Raw genomic sequence first — 17417 nt, forward strand, 5'->3', positions numbered from 1 at the left:
TTCCTTCTATGACATAAACAAACGCGAATATAACGTTTCATGCTGCATCATTGCTAAATCAGCCGCCGGTGAATTCGTGTAAGCCTCCATTGGATCCAAATGTGAAACTCGCTGCCATTCACTTCCCGTCAAAGGAATGAGCTTCGCCAGCAGCATCTGACCTTGCGTTTGACCAATGGACATTAGCCTGAGTGCACTATTGATACATGTCATGATACACATATATAGATAGCCTTCAGCAGCCTGATGGAGAGGAACGCCTAAATGGTAGCTCACCCATCCATGAATAACGGGATGATTCGAGCTGCATTTCCCAGCACTTACCGCATCATCGAGCGGCTGCCAATTCAGCTCCGGATACAGCGAACGTGATAATTGGAGCAATCTGCGCCCCATTTTCTGAACGCCGCTTCGCGTCTCACTCCCTACCCGCTGCACATGAAGCATATGGTCGAGGTCCCAAAGCTGCCCCAACTCCCCTCGAGGGATGTGCAGATAAGCCGCTTTAATGACCATGGCATCCGAGGATGCCCAACTGCCCGCAAGCATCGACCGAATATAGGATTCGAGCTCCCCAATCGTCGTCAATCTCCCTTGCTGGACGAGTGTTTCCAATCCAAAGGAGTGGGAAAACCCGCCAATCGGAAGCGCTGAATCCAACAGTTGCTGATAAGCTAACCAATGGAACGGCGGATGTTCTAACGCAGTCAATGTTGTCACCTCAATCGGGACTTTCTTCTCTTCTTTTTAAAATAAGAAATATAACTGAGCCATCGGCAACTCTGTCGCAGGCTCACAGGTTACGGCTTCGCCATCAACCTTCACCTCATAGGTTTCCGGATTCACTTCTATAGAAGGAGTTCCGTCGTTATGAATCATATCTTTCTTGGAAATGCTGCGGCAGCCTTTCACCGGCTCAATCCGCTTCTGCAATCCGAATCGCTCCCCGATCCCGCTGTCATACGCTGCCTGAGAAACGAAGGTAATCGAGCTTTGCGTCAACGCTTTCCCAAATGCAGCGAACATCGGTCTACCGAAGACAGGCTGCGGTGTTGGGATGGATGCGTTCGGATCTCCCATTTGGGCATAAGCAATGCTGCCGCCTTTCAGGACGAGATCCGGCTTCACACCGAAAAACATCGGACTCCAAATGACCAAATCTGCGAATTTGCCTGGTTCAATCGACCCTACAAGATGCGAGATGCCGTGAGTAATCGCTGGATTTATTGTATATTTCGCCATGTACCGTTTGATGCGAAAATTATCATTGCTTTCGGTATCCGGAGCTAGCGGTCCGCGCTGTTTTTTCATTTTATCCGCGGTTTGCCACGTTCGAATAATGACCTCACCCACTCGCCCCATTGCCTGTGAATCGGAGCTCAGCATACTGAACACGCCTAAGTCATGCAGAATATCCTCCGCTGCAATCGTCTCCGGGCGAATCCGAGAATCGGCGAAAGCGACATCTTCCGGAATTCGACTATCCAAGTGATGGCACACCATCAACATATCCAAATGTTCTTCTATTGTATTGATCGTGTACGGGCGTGTCGGATTGGTCGAGGAGGGCAGGACATTCAGCTCAGCGGCCGCTCGGATAATATCCGGTGCATGACCGCCTCCCGCTCCCTCGGTATGATACGTATGAATGGTACGTCCTTTGATCGCTGCAAGCGTGTCCTCAAGAAATCCCGCTTCATTTAATGTATCCGTATGAATCGCCACTTGCACATCATAACGATCTGCCGCTTCCAAACACATGTCGATCGCTGCCGGCGTTGTTCCCCAATCCTCATGAAGCTTCAAGCCAATGGCGCCCGCTTCAATTTGTTCCGTCAGAGGCGCCAAGAAGGAAGAGTTCCCTTTGCCGGTAAAGCCCAGATTCATCGGGAACCCTTCGGCTGCCTCCAACATCCGCTGCATGTGCCATGCGCCTGGCGTGCAGGTTGTCGCATTCGTTCCGGTTGCTGGACCTGTACCACCGCCGATCATCGTCGTCACGCCTGAGGAAAGCGCAGTTTCAATTTGCTGCGGACAAATGAAATGGATATGCGCGTCGATGCCGCCAGCCGTTACGATTTTACCCTCACCCGCAATAACCTCGGTGCTCGCACCTACGATCATATTCGGATGGACGCCATCCATAATATCTGGGTTACCTGCTTTGCCAATACCAACAATATGACCATCACGAATACCGATATCACCTTTGACAATTCCCCAATGATCAATAATGACAGCATTCGTTATTAAGGTATCTAGAACACCCTGTGCACGGGTCGCGCCGCTGGATTGTCCCATACCGTCACGGATAACCTTGCCGCCGCCAAATTTACATTCATCCCCATATACGGTGTAATCGTGCTCAATTTGTGCCCATAGTTCTGTGTCTGCCAATCGAATGGCATCGCCTGTAGTAGGGCCAAACATCAGTGCATAGTTCTTACGATCTATTCGACTCACCGTGCATCCCCTCCCAAGCCTGCCATCTTGCTTTCGTTTCTGCCGGCATTTTGTCTTTTTCCGCTAATCCTTGACTTAAATTATTGAGTCCATAACTCAATTTGGCTCCGCCTAATTCGACAAGTTGAACTGGTTTCTGCTCACCAGGCTCGAAACGGACTGCCGTTCCTGCTGGAATGTCTAGGCGCATGCCAAAGGCCAGCTCTCTAGAGAAATCCAACCCTCGATTGACTTCAAAAAAATGAAAATGCGACCCCACTTGAACTGGTCGATCTCCTGTATTCGTAACGATGATTTCTATCGTCTGTCTGCCAACATTCATTTCTATATAGCCTTTGGCTGTTCGATATTCACCGGGAACCATGTGCTCGCCCCTTTCATGGTAATTAAGTAATAGGTTCATGTACGGTAACTAATTTGGTTCCATCGGGGAACGTGGCTTCCACTTGCACTTCGTGAATCATTTGAGGCACACCTTCCATAACTTGATCTGCCTTCAATATCGTCGTACCGAAAGCCATGAGCTGCGCGACCGTCAAGCCATCCCTAGCTCCTTCCATGATTTCGGAGGTCAGCAGAGCAATACTTTCTGGATAATTCAGCTTTAAGCCTCTGGCAAGCCTTCGTCTAGCTAAGTCAGCAGCTACGGTAATGAGTAGCTTCTCTTTCTCTCTTTCCGTTAAATGCACGTTTCTCACCTCTTCTAAATCCGAATAATGGCAATCCTTTACACTCATTATATTCGTGTATTTCACGATTGTAAATCTTTAATGTTATGTATATTGACGTTAAAACGGTGTAATCGAACCGAATTTTTCGTTTTCATGTGATTTTCACAAGTTTTCCGCTTAAGTTTGTGCATTTTTACCAAAAAACTGTATTTCAATGTCATCTATATTGACATTAACTTGTATCGCCATTTATCATAAGCCATGTAATCCAAATCTTGTAAGGCAAGGGAGTGGGACGTGAATGAGAGAGATAAGAAACAAAGGTAAGCTTACAGTTGCACTAAGTATGGCTTTGATGTTAGTAGCGGCCGGCTGTGCGAAGACAGAATCTACCACCTCTACGACGACTGCACCTGTGGCTTCAACATCTGGCGATACCGTACCAGTGGGAATTCTTCACTCACTAACAGGTACAATGTCCATCAGTGAGGTATCTGTACGAGATGCTGAGCTCATGGCGATTGATGAAATTAATGCAGCTGGGGGACTATTGGGCAAAAAGATTAAACCCGTGATCGAAGATGGGGCATCGGATTGGCCAACTTTTGCAGAGAAGACAAAGAAGCTCCTGCAAAAAGACAGCGTAGTAACCATTTTCGGTTGTTGGACATCAGCTAGCCGTAAAGCCGTACTACCGGTTGTCGAGCAAAACAAAGGATTACTGTGGTACCCGGTACAGTATGAAGGCGTAGAATCCTCACCTAACATCTTCTACGTCGGCGCAACAACGAACCAACAAATCATCCCCGCAGTAACATGGCTCCTGCAAAACAAAGGCAAGAAATTCTTCCTCCTCGGTTCTGATTACGTCTTCCCTAGAACAGCCAACAAAATTATTAAAGAGCAGCTGAAAGCGGATGGCGGGACACTGGTAGCTGAAGAATACACACCGCTTGGACACACAGACTACAATACAATCATTAGTAAGATTAAAAAGGAAAAACCAGACGTTGTCTTCAACACATTGAACGGCGATAGTAACGTTGCTTTCTTCAAGCAGCTGAAAGATGCTGGAATTTCGGCAAAAGATTTAACAACCATGTCCGTTAGTATTGCTGAAGAAGAAGTGCGTGGTATCGGTGCTTCCGTTCTCGACGGTCACTACACAGCATGGAACTACTATCAAACAACAGATACACCTGAAAACAAAAAATTCGTTGATGCTTACAAAGCCAAATACGGTAAGGACCGCGTAACGGATGATCCAATTGAAGCTGGGTACACAGCTGTGTATCTGTGGGCTGAAGCTGTGAAGAAAGCAGGTTCCTTTGACGTAGAGAAAGTAAAAGCAGCAGCCAAAGGAATCGAGTGGAATTCACCTGAAGGTAAAGTCACCATCGATGGTGAGAATCAACATATTTACAAAACAGCACGTATCGGTCAAATTACAGCCGATGGCCAAATCAAAGAAATTTGGAATTCCGGTAAAGCACTCAAACCAGATCCATTCCTCAAAACATACCCTTGGGGCGCAGAAGTAACGAAATAATTCTTACAAGTTGGTACTCAGAAACCAGGACTGCCTAACCGCAGTCCTGGATTTCATCATTTTACTCCGGTTTCAGAGAGGAGAGGTCGCTATGAGTTTGCTACTGCTTCAAATATTTAACGGACTCAGCTTAAGCTCCATTCTGCTTTTGATCGCAATTGGTCTCGCTATTACCTTTGGTCTCATGAACGTTATGAATATGGCGCATGGCGAATTTATTATGATTGGTGCTTATATGGCTTACCTCGTACAGAAATGGTTTCAATCGTATATGCCCGCTTCTGCATTCGGCTGGTATTTCGTCGTTTCACTTGGCGTTGCCTTTGTCGTTGCCTTCGCCATAGGGTGGCTGCTCGAAGTTGTGCTCATTCGCTTCATGTACGGCAGACCGTTGGATAGCCTACTCGCTACCTGGGGCGTCTCCCTTGCCTTACAGCAAATTGCACGATCCATCTTCGGCGCTCCTAACGTCGCTGTGAAAGCACCACAATGGCTAGAAGGCGGATGGCATGTAACGGCTGACTTAATTCTTCCATATAAGAGACTCTTTATCATTGGGCTTGTCGCAATATGCATCTTGATTATCTATCTGTATCTCTATCACTCTGCTGGCGGAAGACGAATGAGAGCGGTTATGCAAAATCGCCAAATGGCTTCGTGTTTAGGAATATCTACCCGTAGAGTTGATGCGCAATCCTTCGCTTTTGGCTCCGCTATGGCAGGTATTGCCGGTTGTGCCCTGTCCTTACTAGGACCGATCGGGCCCACAATTGGGACCTATTATATTGTAGATGCCTTCATGGTCGTCGTGCTTGGCGGAATCGGCAAGCTAATCGGCACCGTAGCTGGAGCACTCGGCATCGGCGTTTTCAATACGGCTTTGGAATATACAACCAGCGCTACACTCGGTAAAGTACTTGTGTTTACACTGATCATCGCCTTCCTACAATGGAAACCAATGGGACTTGTAACGATGCGTTCGAGATCCTTAGATTGAAGAAAGGATGTGACTACCATCTATGCTTTTGGCCAAACAATCTAAGCTCAAACTAACCATCTATGGGATCTGTCTACTACTCATCGCGCTTGCCCCCCTATTCTTGTCTGACTTTCGTTTATCCTTACTCGGCAAATTCCTGGCTTATGCCATTATCGCGATCGGAATTGATTTAATCTGGGGATATACCGGCATTTTGAGCCTTGGTCATGGCGTATATTTCGGTCTCGGCGCTTATTGTATGGCCATGCACTTGAAGCTGGCTTCCACGCCAAATCAATTGCCTGATTTCATGTCCTGGAGTGGTGTCAAAAGCTTGCCGTGGTTCTGGGTGCCGTTCCACAGTGCCGCGGCTGCGTTCCTATTGGCGCTCATCGTACCGATGATCGTCGCCTTCATCCTTGGTTATTTCACGTTTCGCAATCGGATTAAAGGTGCATTCTTCTCGATTTTATCCCAAGCCTTGGTCATCATTACGGTGACACTCTTCGTTGGGCAGCAAGGTTATACGGGCGGGACGAATGGTTTGACGAATTTCACGACCTTTCTTGGTCTGAACCTACAGTTGCAATCAACCAAGCTGCTGTTTTTCTATCTCACCTTAGCTGTCGTACTACTCGTGCTGATCCTTAGCACCATGCTCGTGACTAGCCGACTCGGCAACATTCTTACGGCCATTCGCGATGGTGAGAATCGCGTGCGCTTCATTGGCTATAATCCGGTAACGTATAAGGTATTCATCTACTGCCTCTCCGCGGGGTTAGCTGGGCTTGCTGGCGTACTCTTCGTACTTCAAGAAGGGATCATCTCCCCTGCGCAGATGGGTATCGTGCCATCTATTGAAATGGTGCTATGGGTAGCCATTGGCGGTCGATCAACGATTGGCGGCGCTGTTCTTGGCGCATTAGTTACGAATACAGCTAAAACAACCTTCAGCGAAGCCTATCCAGCTTGGTGGCCCATCATGCTCGGCGCCATGTTCATCGTCGTGGTTCTTTTACTGCCGAAGGGAATCGTCGGCACATTGACCCACTTTTTCTCCAATTGGAAAAGAAACAGAAATCAGCTTCCGAAGCAGATCTCTACATCGCAAGAAGTCATAGAAACATAACCGCTTATGCAAACCGGAAAGGGGAACATTTCAATGCTAGGACAATTAGCGAAACAACAACCGACAACTGACGAGACAATCCTGAGCGTCAAGGGACTTGAGGTGAACTTCGACGGTTTCAAAGCCTTGCGAAATCTAGATTTCTCGTTAAAACAAGGTGAACTCCGCTTCCTTATCGGGCCTAATGGTGCGGGCAAAACAACGCTGCTTGATGTCATTTGCGGCAAAGTAAAGCCTTCGCAAGGCCACGTCATATTCAAGGATTCGATTGATCTCACCAAGCACCAAGAGCACCAAGAGCACCAAATTGCCCAGCTTGGGATTGGACGCAAATTTCAGGCGCCTACCGTTTTCTCGACGTTGACAGTGTTTGAAAATTTGGCACTATCCATGAAGCAGCAGCGCGGCCTTCTCAGCGCGCTCTGGGCCAAAACCACCAGTGAACAAAGAGAACGACTTCACCTCAGGCTTGATATGATCGGTCTGCAAAGTAAAGCCAAAGAACGTGCGGGCTCCCTCTCCCATGGGGAGAAACAGTGGCTTGAAATCGGGATGCTTCTCATGCAAGAGCCTGATCTCTTGCTGCTCGACGAGCCTGCCGCTGGCATGACAGATAGCGAAACAGAGAAGACGGGTGAACTGCTCCATGAAATTGCAGCCAATCAAACTATTATTGTCGTTGAGCACGACATGGCTTTCGTACGCCAATTCGCTAGAATAGTAACGGTTCTCCATGAAGGAACTGTCCTGCGCGAAGGCACCATGCAAGAGATTCAGAATGACGACAAAGTGGCGGAAGTCTACCTCGGAAGGAGAGTTGAACGCGGTGCTTAAACTACAAGGTATAGAGTCCGGCTATGGCGAAAGTATGGTCATCCGTAACGTCAACCTCGAAGTAAGACCCGGTCAGATCGTTTGTCTAATGGGGCGCAATGGGGTTGGTAAATCAACTTTAATGAAGAGTGTTATGGGACTCATTAAGCCCCGATCGGGTTCCATTCACTACTCGGATACAGACATCACTTCATCTTCACCAGATCGCCGTGCCAAGTCAGGCATTGGCTATGTACCACAAGGCAGGGAAATATTTCCCCAGCTATCCGTTGAGGAGAATCTTTTATTAGGCTTAGAAGCCTCATCCGATCGTCGCAAGAAATTACCAGATACGATCTTCGATACGTTTCCTGTATTACGACAAATGCTCCATCGCAAAGGAGGGGACCTCAGTGGCGGCCAGCAGCAGCAATTAGCTATCGCACGGGCATTGGCTCCTGGACCTAAACTATTGCTCCTAGATGAACCTATGGAGGGGATACAGCCATCTATCGTCATGGAGATTGAGGCGATCATTGAAACGATTAAACGCAATCGCGAAATTGCCGTTCTATTGGTAGAGCAAAGCTTAGAATTTGCTACAAGCATCGCTGATTATTACTATGTGCTTGACCGCGGCACCATTGCTGCCGAAGGGAAAGCAGAGCATCTGAGCGAAGATCTCGTCCGGAAGCATTTGACGGTATGATCGCTCCCCTTCTTCTCCCCCTAACCGAATGAAGCTGACTAACTTGACCTAAAGATTGAAGGTTCAAGTAAAGATCAGCTTCTTTTCTCTGTTTAAAAATAAGTTAAAACTGGACGTCACAAAATGGATAGGATAACATGTCATATAGATAGGATCGATTATTGCGGGAAGGCATATCGAGCACCTAACCTTTTAAAGGAAAAGGAGGGGAACCTGTATGTCCAAAATTTTAATCATCGAAGACGACTTAAGTATCGGTGAAATGATGTCCATTTACTTATACGAAGATGGCTATGAAGTGAAACGAGCAGAGAACGGCCGACAAGGCGAGGTCTTATTCCGGGATTTTCAACCTGATATGATTATTCTTGATCTTATGTTACCTGATATGGATGGTATTCAGCTGTGTACAACAATTCGTCAGACCTCAACCATACCGATCTTGATGGTATCGGCCAAGAACGAAGTTTCGGATCGTGTGAAGGGCCTTCAAACAGGTGCAGATGACTATTTATGCAAACCTTTTTCGATGAGAGAGCTATCGGCCAGAATACAAGCCTTATTTCGACGTTCCAACGCCTATCCTTTACAGGTCCCATCGCCATCTGACGTGATTGATCCCCTAGGAATTCACTTGGATCTGGAAAAGCGCTGCCTATATGTTAGTGGCAGGAGTATCGAGACAACCTTCTCCGAATACGAAATTATGAAGCTATTCTGGCAAAATCAAGGCAGGGTTTACAGTCGAGAAGAGCTGTTAAATCGTGTTCGCGGCTTTGATTCCCAGGTAACTGAGCGTGCAATCGATGTACATATCGCCAACCTTCGCAAAAAAATCGAGGTTGATCCTAAAGAGCCCAAGCACATCAAGACGGTGTGGGGTGTCGGTTATAAATTTCTACTTTGATAAAGCTCCTTCGGGAGCTTTTTTGTTTTGTAAAATGCCTACAAATTCGTCACCAAATAGGCAGAAGCACAATATGATGATTATGGAAAATGACCTTTTCGATCGTTCAAACACATTATGTGAAGAAAGCTTTCGTATGGAAAGCTCAAGGAGGAAATTATCATCATGTTGAATAACCCTTACAAAATAGGTAATCAAGCAATGCCGCAAATGCAATATGGTAATCCGTATCCAGCGTACCCCGTTCCAACTGCAATTACGAATAAAGTTGTTCCCCAAACACCAGCCGGATCTGTCCTCACTCCACCAGGAAGTGGTTTACAAACAGGCGTGAACGTACCGGGAGTTCCACAATTTGAAGAATCGTATATCGAAAATATTCTTCGTTTGAACCTTGGTAAAATGGCAACCATCTATATGACATATGAAAACAACTCCGAGTGGAACGCCAAAATTTTCAAAGGAAGATTAGAAGCCGCAGGTCGTGATCATATCATTATCAGCGATCCTGTTACTGGCATGCGTTTCCTATTACTTATGGTGAATTTGGATTACATTACATTTGATGAAGAACTCAATTACACCTACCCCTTCCGGGGCGGAGCACTCTCCAGATAATAGCTGAATCGCATACGAAAGCCGTTGCTCGAATAGAGAGCAGCGGTTTTTGCGTTTTAAGAATACGTAGCTGGTGAGAAATGCCACATGTGCAGTTTGGGGATGCCTCCTTTGATCCATTGCTCCCAGTCACCATGCTGCCCATCACGCAATCGTTCAACGTTCAATCGCTCCTCCTTCATGCTCAGGTAGTCCTCATACGTTACATCATGCCAAATTTCTACATAAAGTCCTTCTTGATCAGTCCCCACCAATAGCTCCAAACGCCCTTCCCGCAACTGAAGTTCCTGCATATAGATGAGAAAAGAAGCTCGAAATTCGGATTTTATGGCATACTCTACAAAAACTTTAGACATTTTTAGATCTCCTTCTGATTTATTTTTTGCTCTAAAATGGTAAACTAAGAGCAAGATGTAAATTGTCCCTTCAGCCAGATACAGAACAAACCATGTGTACAGAACACTTAGGAGGATAACCAGTTGGATACAGGCACTCATCTCGTCATTGGTTTAGGATTAGCAGGGCTCTCGCAAATCGACCCGAGCATTTCCGCAAACACAGCAGCAACAACTGCTGTTTTCATCGGAACTGTCGTTGGCTCTCAGATTCCCGATATTGACGGATTGCTCCGATTCAAGGGCAATGCCCTCTATATTCGCAATCATCGCGGTCGCTCACATTCGTTGCCTGCCCTCCCCTTATGGACGTTGTTGATTACCGGTGCACTTGCGCCATTTTTCCATGGCATTTCCTTCCTTCATCTCGCTATGTGGATTGGGATCGCGGTTTGCGTTCATGTGTTCACCGATTGTTTCAATACGTATGGTACGCAAGCCATTCGACCTTTTTCGGAAAAATGGGTGTCATGGAACATCATTCACATCTTTGATCCATTCATATTCACGAGTCACATTGCCGCGATCTTCATGTGGTCTTTCCATCTAGCGAAGCCGCAGCTGATTTTCCCTACCTTATACGGCTTACTTGCGCTGTATTACATTTGGCGGACGCTGGACCATGCTATTATTGAAAAAGGGCTCTATCGCAAAGATGCCACGTATCAGCCAGGAGATAAATATACCCTTATTGTAACATTCAACCTCTATGTCTGGAATGTTGTGAAAGAGTGCACAGACGGAACTTACCAATTAGGCGAACTCAAAAGTGGCAAGCTGAAATGGCTCGACGCCATCACTTGCTCTGATCACCCGGCCGTCGAGGTTTCCAAGCAGCATGAAGACATTCAAGCGCTGCTTTATTTCTCCTCTTTCACTTGTGCTGAGGTCAAAGAACATCGGTGGGGCTATGAAGTGAGATGGGCGGATGTCCGCTACCGCCATCGCAAGCAATTCCCATTCGTCGGTGTTATTCGGATGGACCGCAATTTCCAAACGCTCGATTCTTATGTAGGCTGGGTGAACGATACAAAGCTTGAGAAGAAGCTGAAAGTTGACCTTTATTAAGATGAGGCCCTTGCTTGGTTGCAGGGGCCTTCTTTTTTCATAGTTAGCTCTTACACCGAACGCACCAAAAGCCCAGAAGCTATTTAGGCTCCTGGGCTTTATTATTACTTAATTCGGGTATGCTAGTACGGAGACAAGTTTTCTAAGTTAACGGAAGTTAGACCCAGAGTGTCCCGCGAGCGATTGCTCAGCAATTTGTACCAAGCGGCGAGTAATCGCACCACCAATGGAACCAGTGTCTCGAGTTGCCATGTTTCCATAGTAACCGTCTTGAGGGATTTGAATGCCCAGCTCTTGAGCTACCTCATATTTCAATTGATCTAGAGCTTGATTGGCTTGCGGAACTACCAGTGTGTTGCTACGAGATTGTGCCATCAGGATCGTACTCCTTTCAGTCAGCTATAATCTTTGATGTATTTGCAAGCTTGCAAAGATAGTATGTGGAGGAAATGAATTTATATGCACAGCGCTCAAAAAAGTTTAATATAAGAAGGTGTCATGAACTTCAAGAAAGTAGGTCGCCTATATTGAGTAAACCACTTGCTCTCCTATTCGCAGTTGTTGGTACGCTGCTGCTCGCTTGTATCTCCCTATTCATTGCTCTACGCGAGCCATGGATGGTGCTTCTCTTCTCCCTCATTTCGTTAGGATTTATCGGTTACGGCTTCGTTACGAAAGCCAAAATGCGTCGTCGGAAAAATACCCCTTCCGAATGAACAAAAAGCTCAAATCCCCGGTCGTTGGGATTTGAGCTTTTTGTATGTGTAGAGATGCGCTTAGCGAACAATAAAGCCCATCCGTTTCTTTACTTCAAGCAGCGTTTGATTCGCCACTTCGGCAGCTTCGTCCGCACCTTTTTTCAAAATATCAAAAATAGCTCCAGAACTGCGAATCTCACGATAGCGCTGCTGGATCGGCTCCAGAACAGCAACGATGTGTTCGGCTAGTTCCTTTTTAAAAGGACCATAACCTTGCCCCTCATACCTGGCCTCAATCTCCGCTAAACTCATCTCCGCAAAGTGAGAATAAATCGACATCAAGTTACTAACCTCTGGTTTATTCTGAGGATCATACTTCACTTCACGCCCAGAATCGGTAACAGCGCGACTAAGCTTCTTACGAATGACATCTGGCTCGTCGAGCATCGCGATGTAACTGCCCGCATTTGGACTGCTTTTGCTCATCTTCTTGGAAGCATCATCTAATGACATGATACGGGCGCCTACCTCAGGCATATAGGGCTGTGGCATTGTAAACATATCGCCGAAACGGTTATTAAATCGGTTAGCCAAATCACGCGTCAGCTCCAAATGCTGCTTCTGATCATCTCCAACTGGAATAAGGTCAGCGTTGTATAACAAAATGTCAGCCGCCATCAGGGACGGATACGTGAATAGTCCTGCACCGACAGATTCTTTACCTTCGGACTTATCTTTAAATTGTGTCATGCGCTCAAGCTCGCCCATATGCGTCAGCGTCGTCATAATCCATCCTAGCTCTGCATGTGCGTGAACATGGGACTGTAGGAAGACCGAAGCCTTATTCGGATCTAGACCCGCAGCAATGTATAACGAAGCGATGGACTCCGTTTGTTCCCGAAGCGCAGCCGGATCTTGCGGCACTGTGATCGCATGCATATCGACCACCATGAAATAACAGCGATGAAGTTCTTGCAGCTTCACAAAGTTGCGAAGTGCCCCAATATAGTTGCCAATCGTCAGCTGACCGCTGGATTGCATGCCAGATAATACACGTTTCATTCCAAAAAACCTCCTATTTTGTTAAACATTTTCAACTTATCAGGTAAAAAAGACAACAAAAAGGCCTCCCTCCGCAAGGGACGAGAGACCGTGGTACCACCCTAATTTGTCTACCTACATAACCAAAGTTATGTGCACGTAAACCTTCAGGCTCTGATAACGGAGAGCTACCGTTTAGCATAATTAACTGTGGTTTTAATCCGGCCTAGGTTCCGGTGATTCTACACAGTGTTCAGCTTCAAGCTCAAGGATCCATTCGGTCTGCTTGTTTCACCGGTTCGCACCTACCACCGGCTCTCTGAGAAACGGGAGACAAACGTACTTGTTCCTATCATCGCAATTGATTTCCTATTATTATACACGCTTAAGTAACAATGTCAATCAAGGACATTGTCCTAGATAGCCTAGCATGTACATAGGATAGTTACATACCAATTCCTTCGGCAAAGGGGTGTCAATGCATTGTCCTCAACTCTATACCGCTGGAGCCTTCCCGTCTCCTCGGTGATTTGCGTGTTTCTCTTGTTTCTGATTGTAACAACAAGACAACTCCCTCCAATGGGGATGGTCATGGAACCGATCAGCCATGTCTTTATGGCTTTTATGGACATCTTCTTAGATGCCCTTCCGTTCATGATTCTCGGCGTACTGTTATCTACGATCGTTGAAAACTTCATTCCTGAGGGTGTCATCCAAAGATTGACCCCCAAACACCCCCTCGGTGGTGTGTTATTCGCCTGCGTGCTGGGAATTATGTTCCCCCTCTGTGAGTGCGGCATGATTCCTTTCGTACGCAGGTTGATGCGCAAAGGCATGCCCGTCTACATCGCTGTTATTTTCATTCTAGTGGGACCTATCCTTAACCCCATCGTCTTCGCTTCCACTTGGATGGCTTTCCGCGGTAACCCTGCTATGGCCTATTCACGTATGGGGCTCACCTTTGGCGTCGCGCTGGTCGTTGGCTTCTTGCTCACGCGTTTCCTCAAAAGCAACCCTTTGCGGCATCCCATTGAGCCAGCAGCAGCAAGCCTGACACATCAACATAACCATGCGCATGGAAAAGAACACATCGACCAGCATGATCATCACCACAGCCACGATCACGCTCACAAGCACGACCACAGTCATGACCATGATCATAGTCACAATCACGATCATGGACATGACCATCATGGCCACAACCACACCCATGGAGGAAGCCAGCTCATGACCATGGTCAGCCACGGCTCCTCCGAGCTATTCGAGATGAGCAAGTATTTGATGTTAGGCGCGCTTCTGACAGCCCTGATACAGACATTCGTGGCACAGGATAGCTTGAGCGCCATCGGCCAGGGAGCCTTCATCTCTCACGTATTCATGATGGGCTTCGCCTACCTGCTCTCCTTATGTTCGACCACAGATGCCTTCGTCGCGGTCTCCTTCGCCAAGTCATTCTCGCCTGGCTCCCTGCTCGCCTTCTTAGTATTCGGGCCCATGATCGACGTGAAGAGCACTCTAATGATGTTATCGATTTTCAAGGCACGGTTTGTATTAACGCTTTCGATTGTCGTGGCGATAACAGTTTTGAGTGGCTCTCTTCTGTTTATGCATTTTTTTCTGGCTTGAATTCCCTACACGCTTGATTCGTACGTTATATGTGTAACACTTCATCAATGTTCTTCATGACAGCAAAATCTATGGCCACTATCCCTTTCGCTAATGTTCTTCATGACAGCAAAATCTATGGCCACTATCCCTTTCGCTCAGGTTGTCGGTTCAACGAAGGCTGAACTGAGCTTAGGGGATAGTGATGACAGCATGTCTCGCATCCAATAGTTGTACAAAAAGCCCTACCCGACACAAGTCGGATAGGGCTTTTATCTTGTAAAGAATTAGATTTTCAAAATAGCGCCAGCGCTTGCGTTCGTTACCATTTTCGTGTAACGAGCTAGGTACCCAGAAGTAATCTTCTGTTGGAATCCTGCCCATGACTCACGACGTTTGGCAAACTCTTCATCGCTGATTTGCAATTCGATTTTGCGTCCATCCATGTCGACATCGATAATGTCGCCATCATGTACGAAAGCAAGTGGTCCACCTTCAGCAGCTTCAGGTGACATATGACCAAGCGAGATCCCGCGGGATGCGCCAGAGAAACGTCCGTCTGTAATCAAGGCTACCTTCGCGCCAAGACCCATACCTACGATTTGGGATGTTGGTGCCAACATTTCTGGCATACCAGGTCCACCCTTCGGTCCTTCGTAACGAATGACAACAACGTGTCCTTCTTTTACTTTCCCGTTTGCGATACCGTACAAAGCTTCGTCTTGGGAGTCGAAGCAGATCGCTGGGCCTACGTGACGTCCGCCAACGGACTTATCAACAGCACCAACTTTTACGATACTGCCTTCTGGAGCCAAGTTACCGAATAGAACAGCAAGACCACCGCGCTCACTATGCGGGTTCGTCAATGGACGGATAACGTCAAAGTTCTGAATTTCACGTCCAGCCACGTTCTCGCGAAGTGTTTGTGCTGTAACGGATAGACAGTCACCGTTGAAAGCACCTGGTTTTTTGAGCAACTCATTGATTACCGCACTCACACCGCCTGCCAAATGCACATCTTCAATGTGGTAATCGGAAGCTGGAGCGATTTTCGCAAGGTGAGGTACGCGCTCTGCTACTTCGTTAATACGAGCGATCGGATACTCGATACCCGCTTCAGCCGCGATAGCCAAAGTGTGTAGAACCGTGTTCGTGGATCCACCCATCGCCATATCCAAAGCAAATGCGTTATCAATCGCATCAATCGTAACGATATCACGCGGCTTGATGTCTTTCTCGATCAGAACCATCAATTGCTTCGCGCAATCTTTAACGAATTGCTTACGCTCTTCCGCAACAGCAAGAATGGTTCCGTTACCTGGCATTGCAAGTCCAAGACCTTCAGCTAGACAGTTCATGGAGTTCGCTGTGAACATACCGGAGCATGATCCACATGTTGGACAACCGTATTGTTCCAACTCTTCCAGACCCGCTTCATCCAATTTACCAGCTTGGAAAGCACCAACGCCTTCAAATACGGAAGAAAGGGAGATGGATTTACCGTTTTTATCTTTACCAGCTTTCATCGGTCCACCGCTCACTAACATCGTTGGGATGTTAACGCGAAGGGCACCCATGATCATACCCGGTGTAATTTTATCGCAGTTAGGAATACAAACCATGCCATCAAACCAGTGTGCGTTTACTACTGTTTCCAAGGAATCGGCAATAATCTCACGGCTTGGCAAGGAATAACGCATCCCGATATGACCCATTGCAATTCCATCGTCAACACCGATCGTGTTGAACTCGAAAGGAACCCCGCCTGCTTCGCGAATCGCTTCTTTCACAAGTTTACCGAATTCTTGCAAATGAACATGTCCAGGAATAATGTCTATATAAGAGTTACAAACCGCAATAAACGGCTTGCCGAAATCTTCCTCTTTAACGCCAGCTGCACGTAGTAAGCTACGGTGTGGAGCGCGGTCGAAACCTTTTTTAATCATGTCACTGCGCTGTTTTGGATGAGCCATACTATATTCCTCCTAGAATTCATATCTGTTATGAAAACAATGAAACTATCATACCACACTTCTCGCAATATTTCTCCCTTTAGTGTGATAACGCATCAAAGTAAAAGCAAACCAACTTATTCACGAATTAGCACGTCACATTCATTCGACTTACTTCCTGCCGAAATCCGCCTTGATCTCGCCCCATTTTTTCGTGTCCCACTTGACGATCTTATTGGTATACGTATTCGTATGCAGCCATTTCAACGCGCGATCCACCAAAGTCCATATTTCCGCGGTAGATGCATCTCTCACTAAATTAGTAGATACTTCCTTCTTCCGAATCCAACTTAATGCTGTAACCGAATCGGTATAAATGGTTTGTTTACTTCCTTTTTTCTGCAGGTAAGCCAGTCCATGGACAATGGCAAGAAACTCCCCTAGATTATTCGTACCCTTCGAAATCGGTCCTTGATAGAATATGATTTCACCAGTCCGCGTATCCACGCCCTTGTACTCCACAATTCCTGGATTTCCTGAACAGCCTACGTCCACTGATATACTGTCATAATCCACCTCAGGCGCTGACTCAGGAGTCGCCGTTTTTTTACCAACAGCCGGAGCTCCAGTCCCTTTTGCCGCAAAATTCAGTGACTTCTGCCATCCCTTCTCAAGTGCTTGACGTGCTTCACCTTCAGATTCATAAGACTTGAACTTTGCTTGTGGATAGCCATTCGTTTGCGCTTGGCATTCGGCCCATGAACGATACACCCCTGGCTTGTGCCCAACCCAAACCACATAAAATTTCGATGCAGCCATA

Annotated in this window: 19 protein-coding genes and 1 other annotated feature; of the genes, 10 read left to right on the top strand and 9 right to left on the bottom strand. The window is 46.9% G+C overall.

The genetic code is table 11. The features are described 5' to 3' along the window. Positions 1 to 6 precede the first annotated feature (6 nt). The 4 genes from GC096_RS04920 to GC096_RS04935 are packed head-to-tail and all read right to left on the bottom strand — an operon-like array spanning position 7 to position 3152. Complete coding sequence (locus GC096_RS04920; RefSeq protein ID WP_376769474.1) at positions 7 to 720, bottom strand: urease accessory protein UreF; 714 nt, start codon at positions 718 to 720, stop codon at positions 7 to 9. Between the two features lie 27 nt (positions 721 to 747). Continuing rightward, a complete protein-coding gene (gene ureC, locus GC096_RS04925; protein ID WP_171629177.1) occupies positions 748 to 2463 on the bottom strand; it encodes an urease subunit alpha in 1716 nt (571 codons plus the stop codon). Next, positions 2444 to 2827 (bottom strand): urease subunit beta, encoded by a 384-nt coding sequence (ureB, locus tag GC096_RS04930; RefSeq protein WP_171629178.1) that lies wholly within the window; start codon positions 2825 to 2827, stop codon positions 2444 to 2446. Before ureB ends, ureC begins: the two co-directional genes overlap by 20 nt. 22 nt (positions 2828 to 2849) lie before the next feature. Then, positions 2850 to 3152, bottom strand: a complete 303-nt coding sequence (locus GC096_RS04935; protein WP_056613424.1) for an urease subunit gamma — start codon at positions 3150 to 3152, stop codon at positions 2850 to 2852. Between the two features lie 283 nt (positions 3153 to 3435). Here GC096_RS04935 and urtA point away from each other — a divergent pair, with 283 nt between their 5' ends. The 7 genes from urtA (at position 3436) to gerQ (ending at position 9838) form a co-directional block, all read left to right on the top strand. Continuing rightward, a complete protein-coding gene (gene urtA, locus GC096_RS04940) occupies positions 3436 to 4683 on the top strand; it encodes an urea ABC transporter substrate-binding protein (protein WP_246302581.1) in 1248 nt (415 codons plus the stop codon). A 91-nt stretch (positions 4684 to 4774) separates the two neighbouring features. Beyond that, positions 4775 to 5680 (top strand): urea ABC transporter permease subunit UrtB, encoded by a 906-nt coding sequence (gene urtB / locus GC096_RS04945; protein ID WP_171629179.1) that lies wholly within the window; start codon positions 4775 to 4777, stop codon positions 5678 to 5680. 22 nt (positions 5681 to 5702) lie between these two features. Beyond that, on the top strand, positions 5703 to 6791 hold the full coding sequence (gene urtC / locus GC096_RS04950) for an urea ABC transporter permease subunit UrtC (RefSeq protein WP_171629180.1): 1089 nt from the start codon (positions 5703 to 5705) through the stop codon (positions 6789 to 6791). A 33-nt stretch (positions 6792 to 6824) separates the two neighbouring features. Beyond that, positions 6825 to 7625, top strand: a complete 801-nt coding sequence (urtD, locus tag GC096_RS04955) for an urea ABC transporter ATP-binding protein UrtD (protein ID WP_171629181.1) — start codon at positions 6825 to 6827, stop codon at positions 7623 to 7625. Beyond that, positions 7618 to 8313 (top strand): urea ABC transporter ATP-binding subunit UrtE, encoded by a 696-nt coding sequence (gene urtE, locus GC096_RS04960; RefSeq protein WP_171629182.1) that lies wholly within the window; start codon positions 7618 to 7620, stop codon positions 8311 to 8313. Before urtD ends, urtE begins: the two co-directional genes overlap by 8 nt. Before the next feature lie 217 nt (positions 8314 to 8530). Further along, positions 8531 to 9220, top strand: coding sequence for a response regulator transcription factor (locus GC096_RS04965; RefSeq protein ID WP_171629183.1), 690 nt, complete (start codon positions 8531 to 8533; stop codon positions 9218 to 9220). A gap of 165 nt (positions 9221 to 9385) precedes the next feature. Next, positions 9386 to 9838, top strand: a complete 453-nt coding sequence (gerQ, locus tag GC096_RS04970; RefSeq protein ID WP_171629184.1) for a spore coat protein GerQ — start codon at positions 9386 to 9388, stop codon at positions 9836 to 9838. Positions 9839 to 9894: 56 nt separating this feature from the next. On the opposite strand, the gene GC096_RS04975 is transcribed toward gerQ, so the two are convergent. Beyond that, positions 9895 to 10194: a hypothetical protein gene (locus GC096_RS04975; RefSeq protein ID WP_171629185.1), complete on the bottom strand. Its 300-nt coding sequence runs from the start codon at positions 10192 to 10194 to the stop codon at positions 9895 to 9897. A gap of 123 nt (positions 10195 to 10317) precedes the next feature. On the opposite strand from GC096_RS04975, the gene GC096_RS04980 reads away from it, so the two are divergent. After that, positions 10318 to 11301 (top strand): metal-dependent hydrolase, encoded by a 984-nt coding sequence (locus GC096_RS04980; RefSeq protein WP_171629186.1) that lies wholly within the window; start codon positions 10318 to 10320, stop codon positions 11299 to 11301. A gap of 147 nt (positions 11302 to 11448) precedes the next feature. Here the strand turns inward: GC096_RS04980 and GC096_RS04985 are convergent, their stop codons facing one another. Further along, entirely contained in the window at positions 11449 to 11676 is a 228-nt protein-coding gene (locus GC096_RS04985) for an alpha/beta-type small acid-soluble spore protein (protein WP_171629187.1), read from the bottom strand. A gap of 152 nt (positions 11677 to 11828) precedes the next feature. On the opposite strand from GC096_RS04985, the gene GC096_RS04990 reads away from it, so the two are divergent. Next, positions 11829 to 12017 carry a DUF5325 family protein gene (locus GC096_RS04990; RefSeq protein WP_082595379.1) on the top strand — a complete coding sequence of 63 codons (189 nt, stop codon included), beginning with the start codon at positions 11829 to 11831 and terminating at the stop codon, positions 12015 to 12017. 60 nt (positions 12018 to 12077) lie between these two features. Here GC096_RS04990 and trpS read toward each other — a convergent pair whose 3' ends face one another. After that, positions 12078 to 13061, bottom strand: coding sequence for a tryptophan--tRNA ligase (gene trpS, locus GC096_RS04995; protein ID WP_171629188.1), 984 nt, complete (start codon positions 13059 to 13061; stop codon positions 12078 to 12080). A gap of 73 nt (positions 13062 to 13134) precedes the next feature. Beyond that, positions 13135 to 13405: a binding site (T-box leader), on the bottom strand. Positions 13406 to 13631: 226 nt separating this feature from the next. On the opposite strand from trpS, the gene GC096_RS05000 reads away from it, so the two are divergent. Then, positions 13632 to 14666: a permease gene (locus GC096_RS05000; RefSeq protein WP_246302582.1), complete on the top strand. Its 1035-nt coding sequence runs from the start codon at positions 13632 to 13634 to the stop codon at positions 14664 to 14666. 266 nt (positions 14667 to 14932) lie between these two features. Here the strand turns inward: GC096_RS05000 and ilvD are convergent, their stop codons facing one another. Further along, positions 14933 to 16618: a dihydroxy-acid dehydratase gene (ilvD, locus tag GC096_RS05005; RefSeq protein WP_068668162.1), complete on the bottom strand. Its 1686-nt coding sequence runs from the start codon at positions 16616 to 16618 to the stop codon at positions 14933 to 14935. A 150-nt stretch (positions 16619 to 16768) separates the two neighbouring features. Then, positions 16769 to 17416: a ribonuclease H gene (gene rnhA / locus GC096_RS05010; protein ID WP_171629189.1), complete on the bottom strand. Its 648-nt coding sequence runs from the start codon at positions 17414 to 17416 to the stop codon at positions 16769 to 16771. Between the last annotated feature and the right edge of the window lies 1 nt (position 17417).

Origin of the sequence: Paenibacillus plantarum (assembly GCF_013141695.1) — a bacterium.
Lineage (GTDB): Bacteria > Bacillota > Bacilli > Paenibacillales > NBRC-103111 > Paenibacillus_E > Paenibacillus_E plantarum.

Excerpts from the sequence above, each read along its gene's own strand:
- urtD (WP_171629181.1), top strand. The coding sequence starts at position 6,825 with ATGCTAGGACAATTAGCGAAACAACAACCGACAACTGACGAGACAATC.
- gerQ (WP_171629184.1), top strand. The coding sequence starts at position 9,386 with ATGTTGAATAACCCTTACAAAATAGGTAATCAAGCAATGCCGCAAATG.
- urtB (WP_171629179.1), top strand. The coding sequence starts at position 4,775 with ATGAGTTTGCTACTGCTTCAAATATTTAACGGACTCAGCTTAAGCTCC.
- urtA (WP_246302581.1), top strand. The coding sequence starts at position 3,436 with ATGAGAGAGATAAGAAACAAAGGTAAGCTTACAGTTGCACTAAGTATG.
- trpS (WP_171629188.1), bottom strand. The coding sequence starts at position 13,061 with ATGAAACGTGTATTATCTGGCATGCAATCCAGCGGTCAGCTGACGATT.
- GC096_RS04965 (WP_171629183.1), top strand. The coding sequence starts at position 8,531 with ATGTCCAAAATTTTAATCATCGAAGACGACTTAAGTATCGGTGAAATG.
- ureB (WP_171629178.1), bottom strand. The coding sequence starts at position 2,827 with ATGGTTCCCGGTGAATATCGAACAGCCAAAGGCTATATAGAAATGAAT.
- urtC (WP_171629180.1), top strand. The coding sequence starts at position 5,703 with ATGCTTTTGGCCAAACAATCTAAGCTCAAACTAACCATCTATGGGATC.
- rnhA (WP_171629189.1), bottom strand. The coding sequence starts at position 17,416 with ATGGCTGCATCGAAATTTTATGTGGTTTGGGTTGGGCACAAGCCAGGG.
- GC096_RS04985 (WP_171629187.1), bottom strand. The coding sequence starts at position 11,676 with ATGGCACAATCTCGTAGCAACACACTGGTAGTTCCGCAAGCCAATCAA.
- GC096_RS05000 (WP_246302582.1), top strand. The coding sequence starts at position 13,632 with ATGGAACCGATCAGCCATGTCTTTATGGCTTTTATGGACATCTTCTTA.
- ilvD (WP_068668162.1), bottom strand. The coding sequence starts at position 16,618 with ATGGCTCATCCAAAACAGCGCAGTGACATGATTAAAAAAGGTTTCGAC.
- GC096_RS04975 (WP_171629185.1), bottom strand. The coding sequence starts at position 10,194 with ATGTCTAAAGTTTTTGTAGAGTATGCCATAAAATCCGAATTTCGAGCT.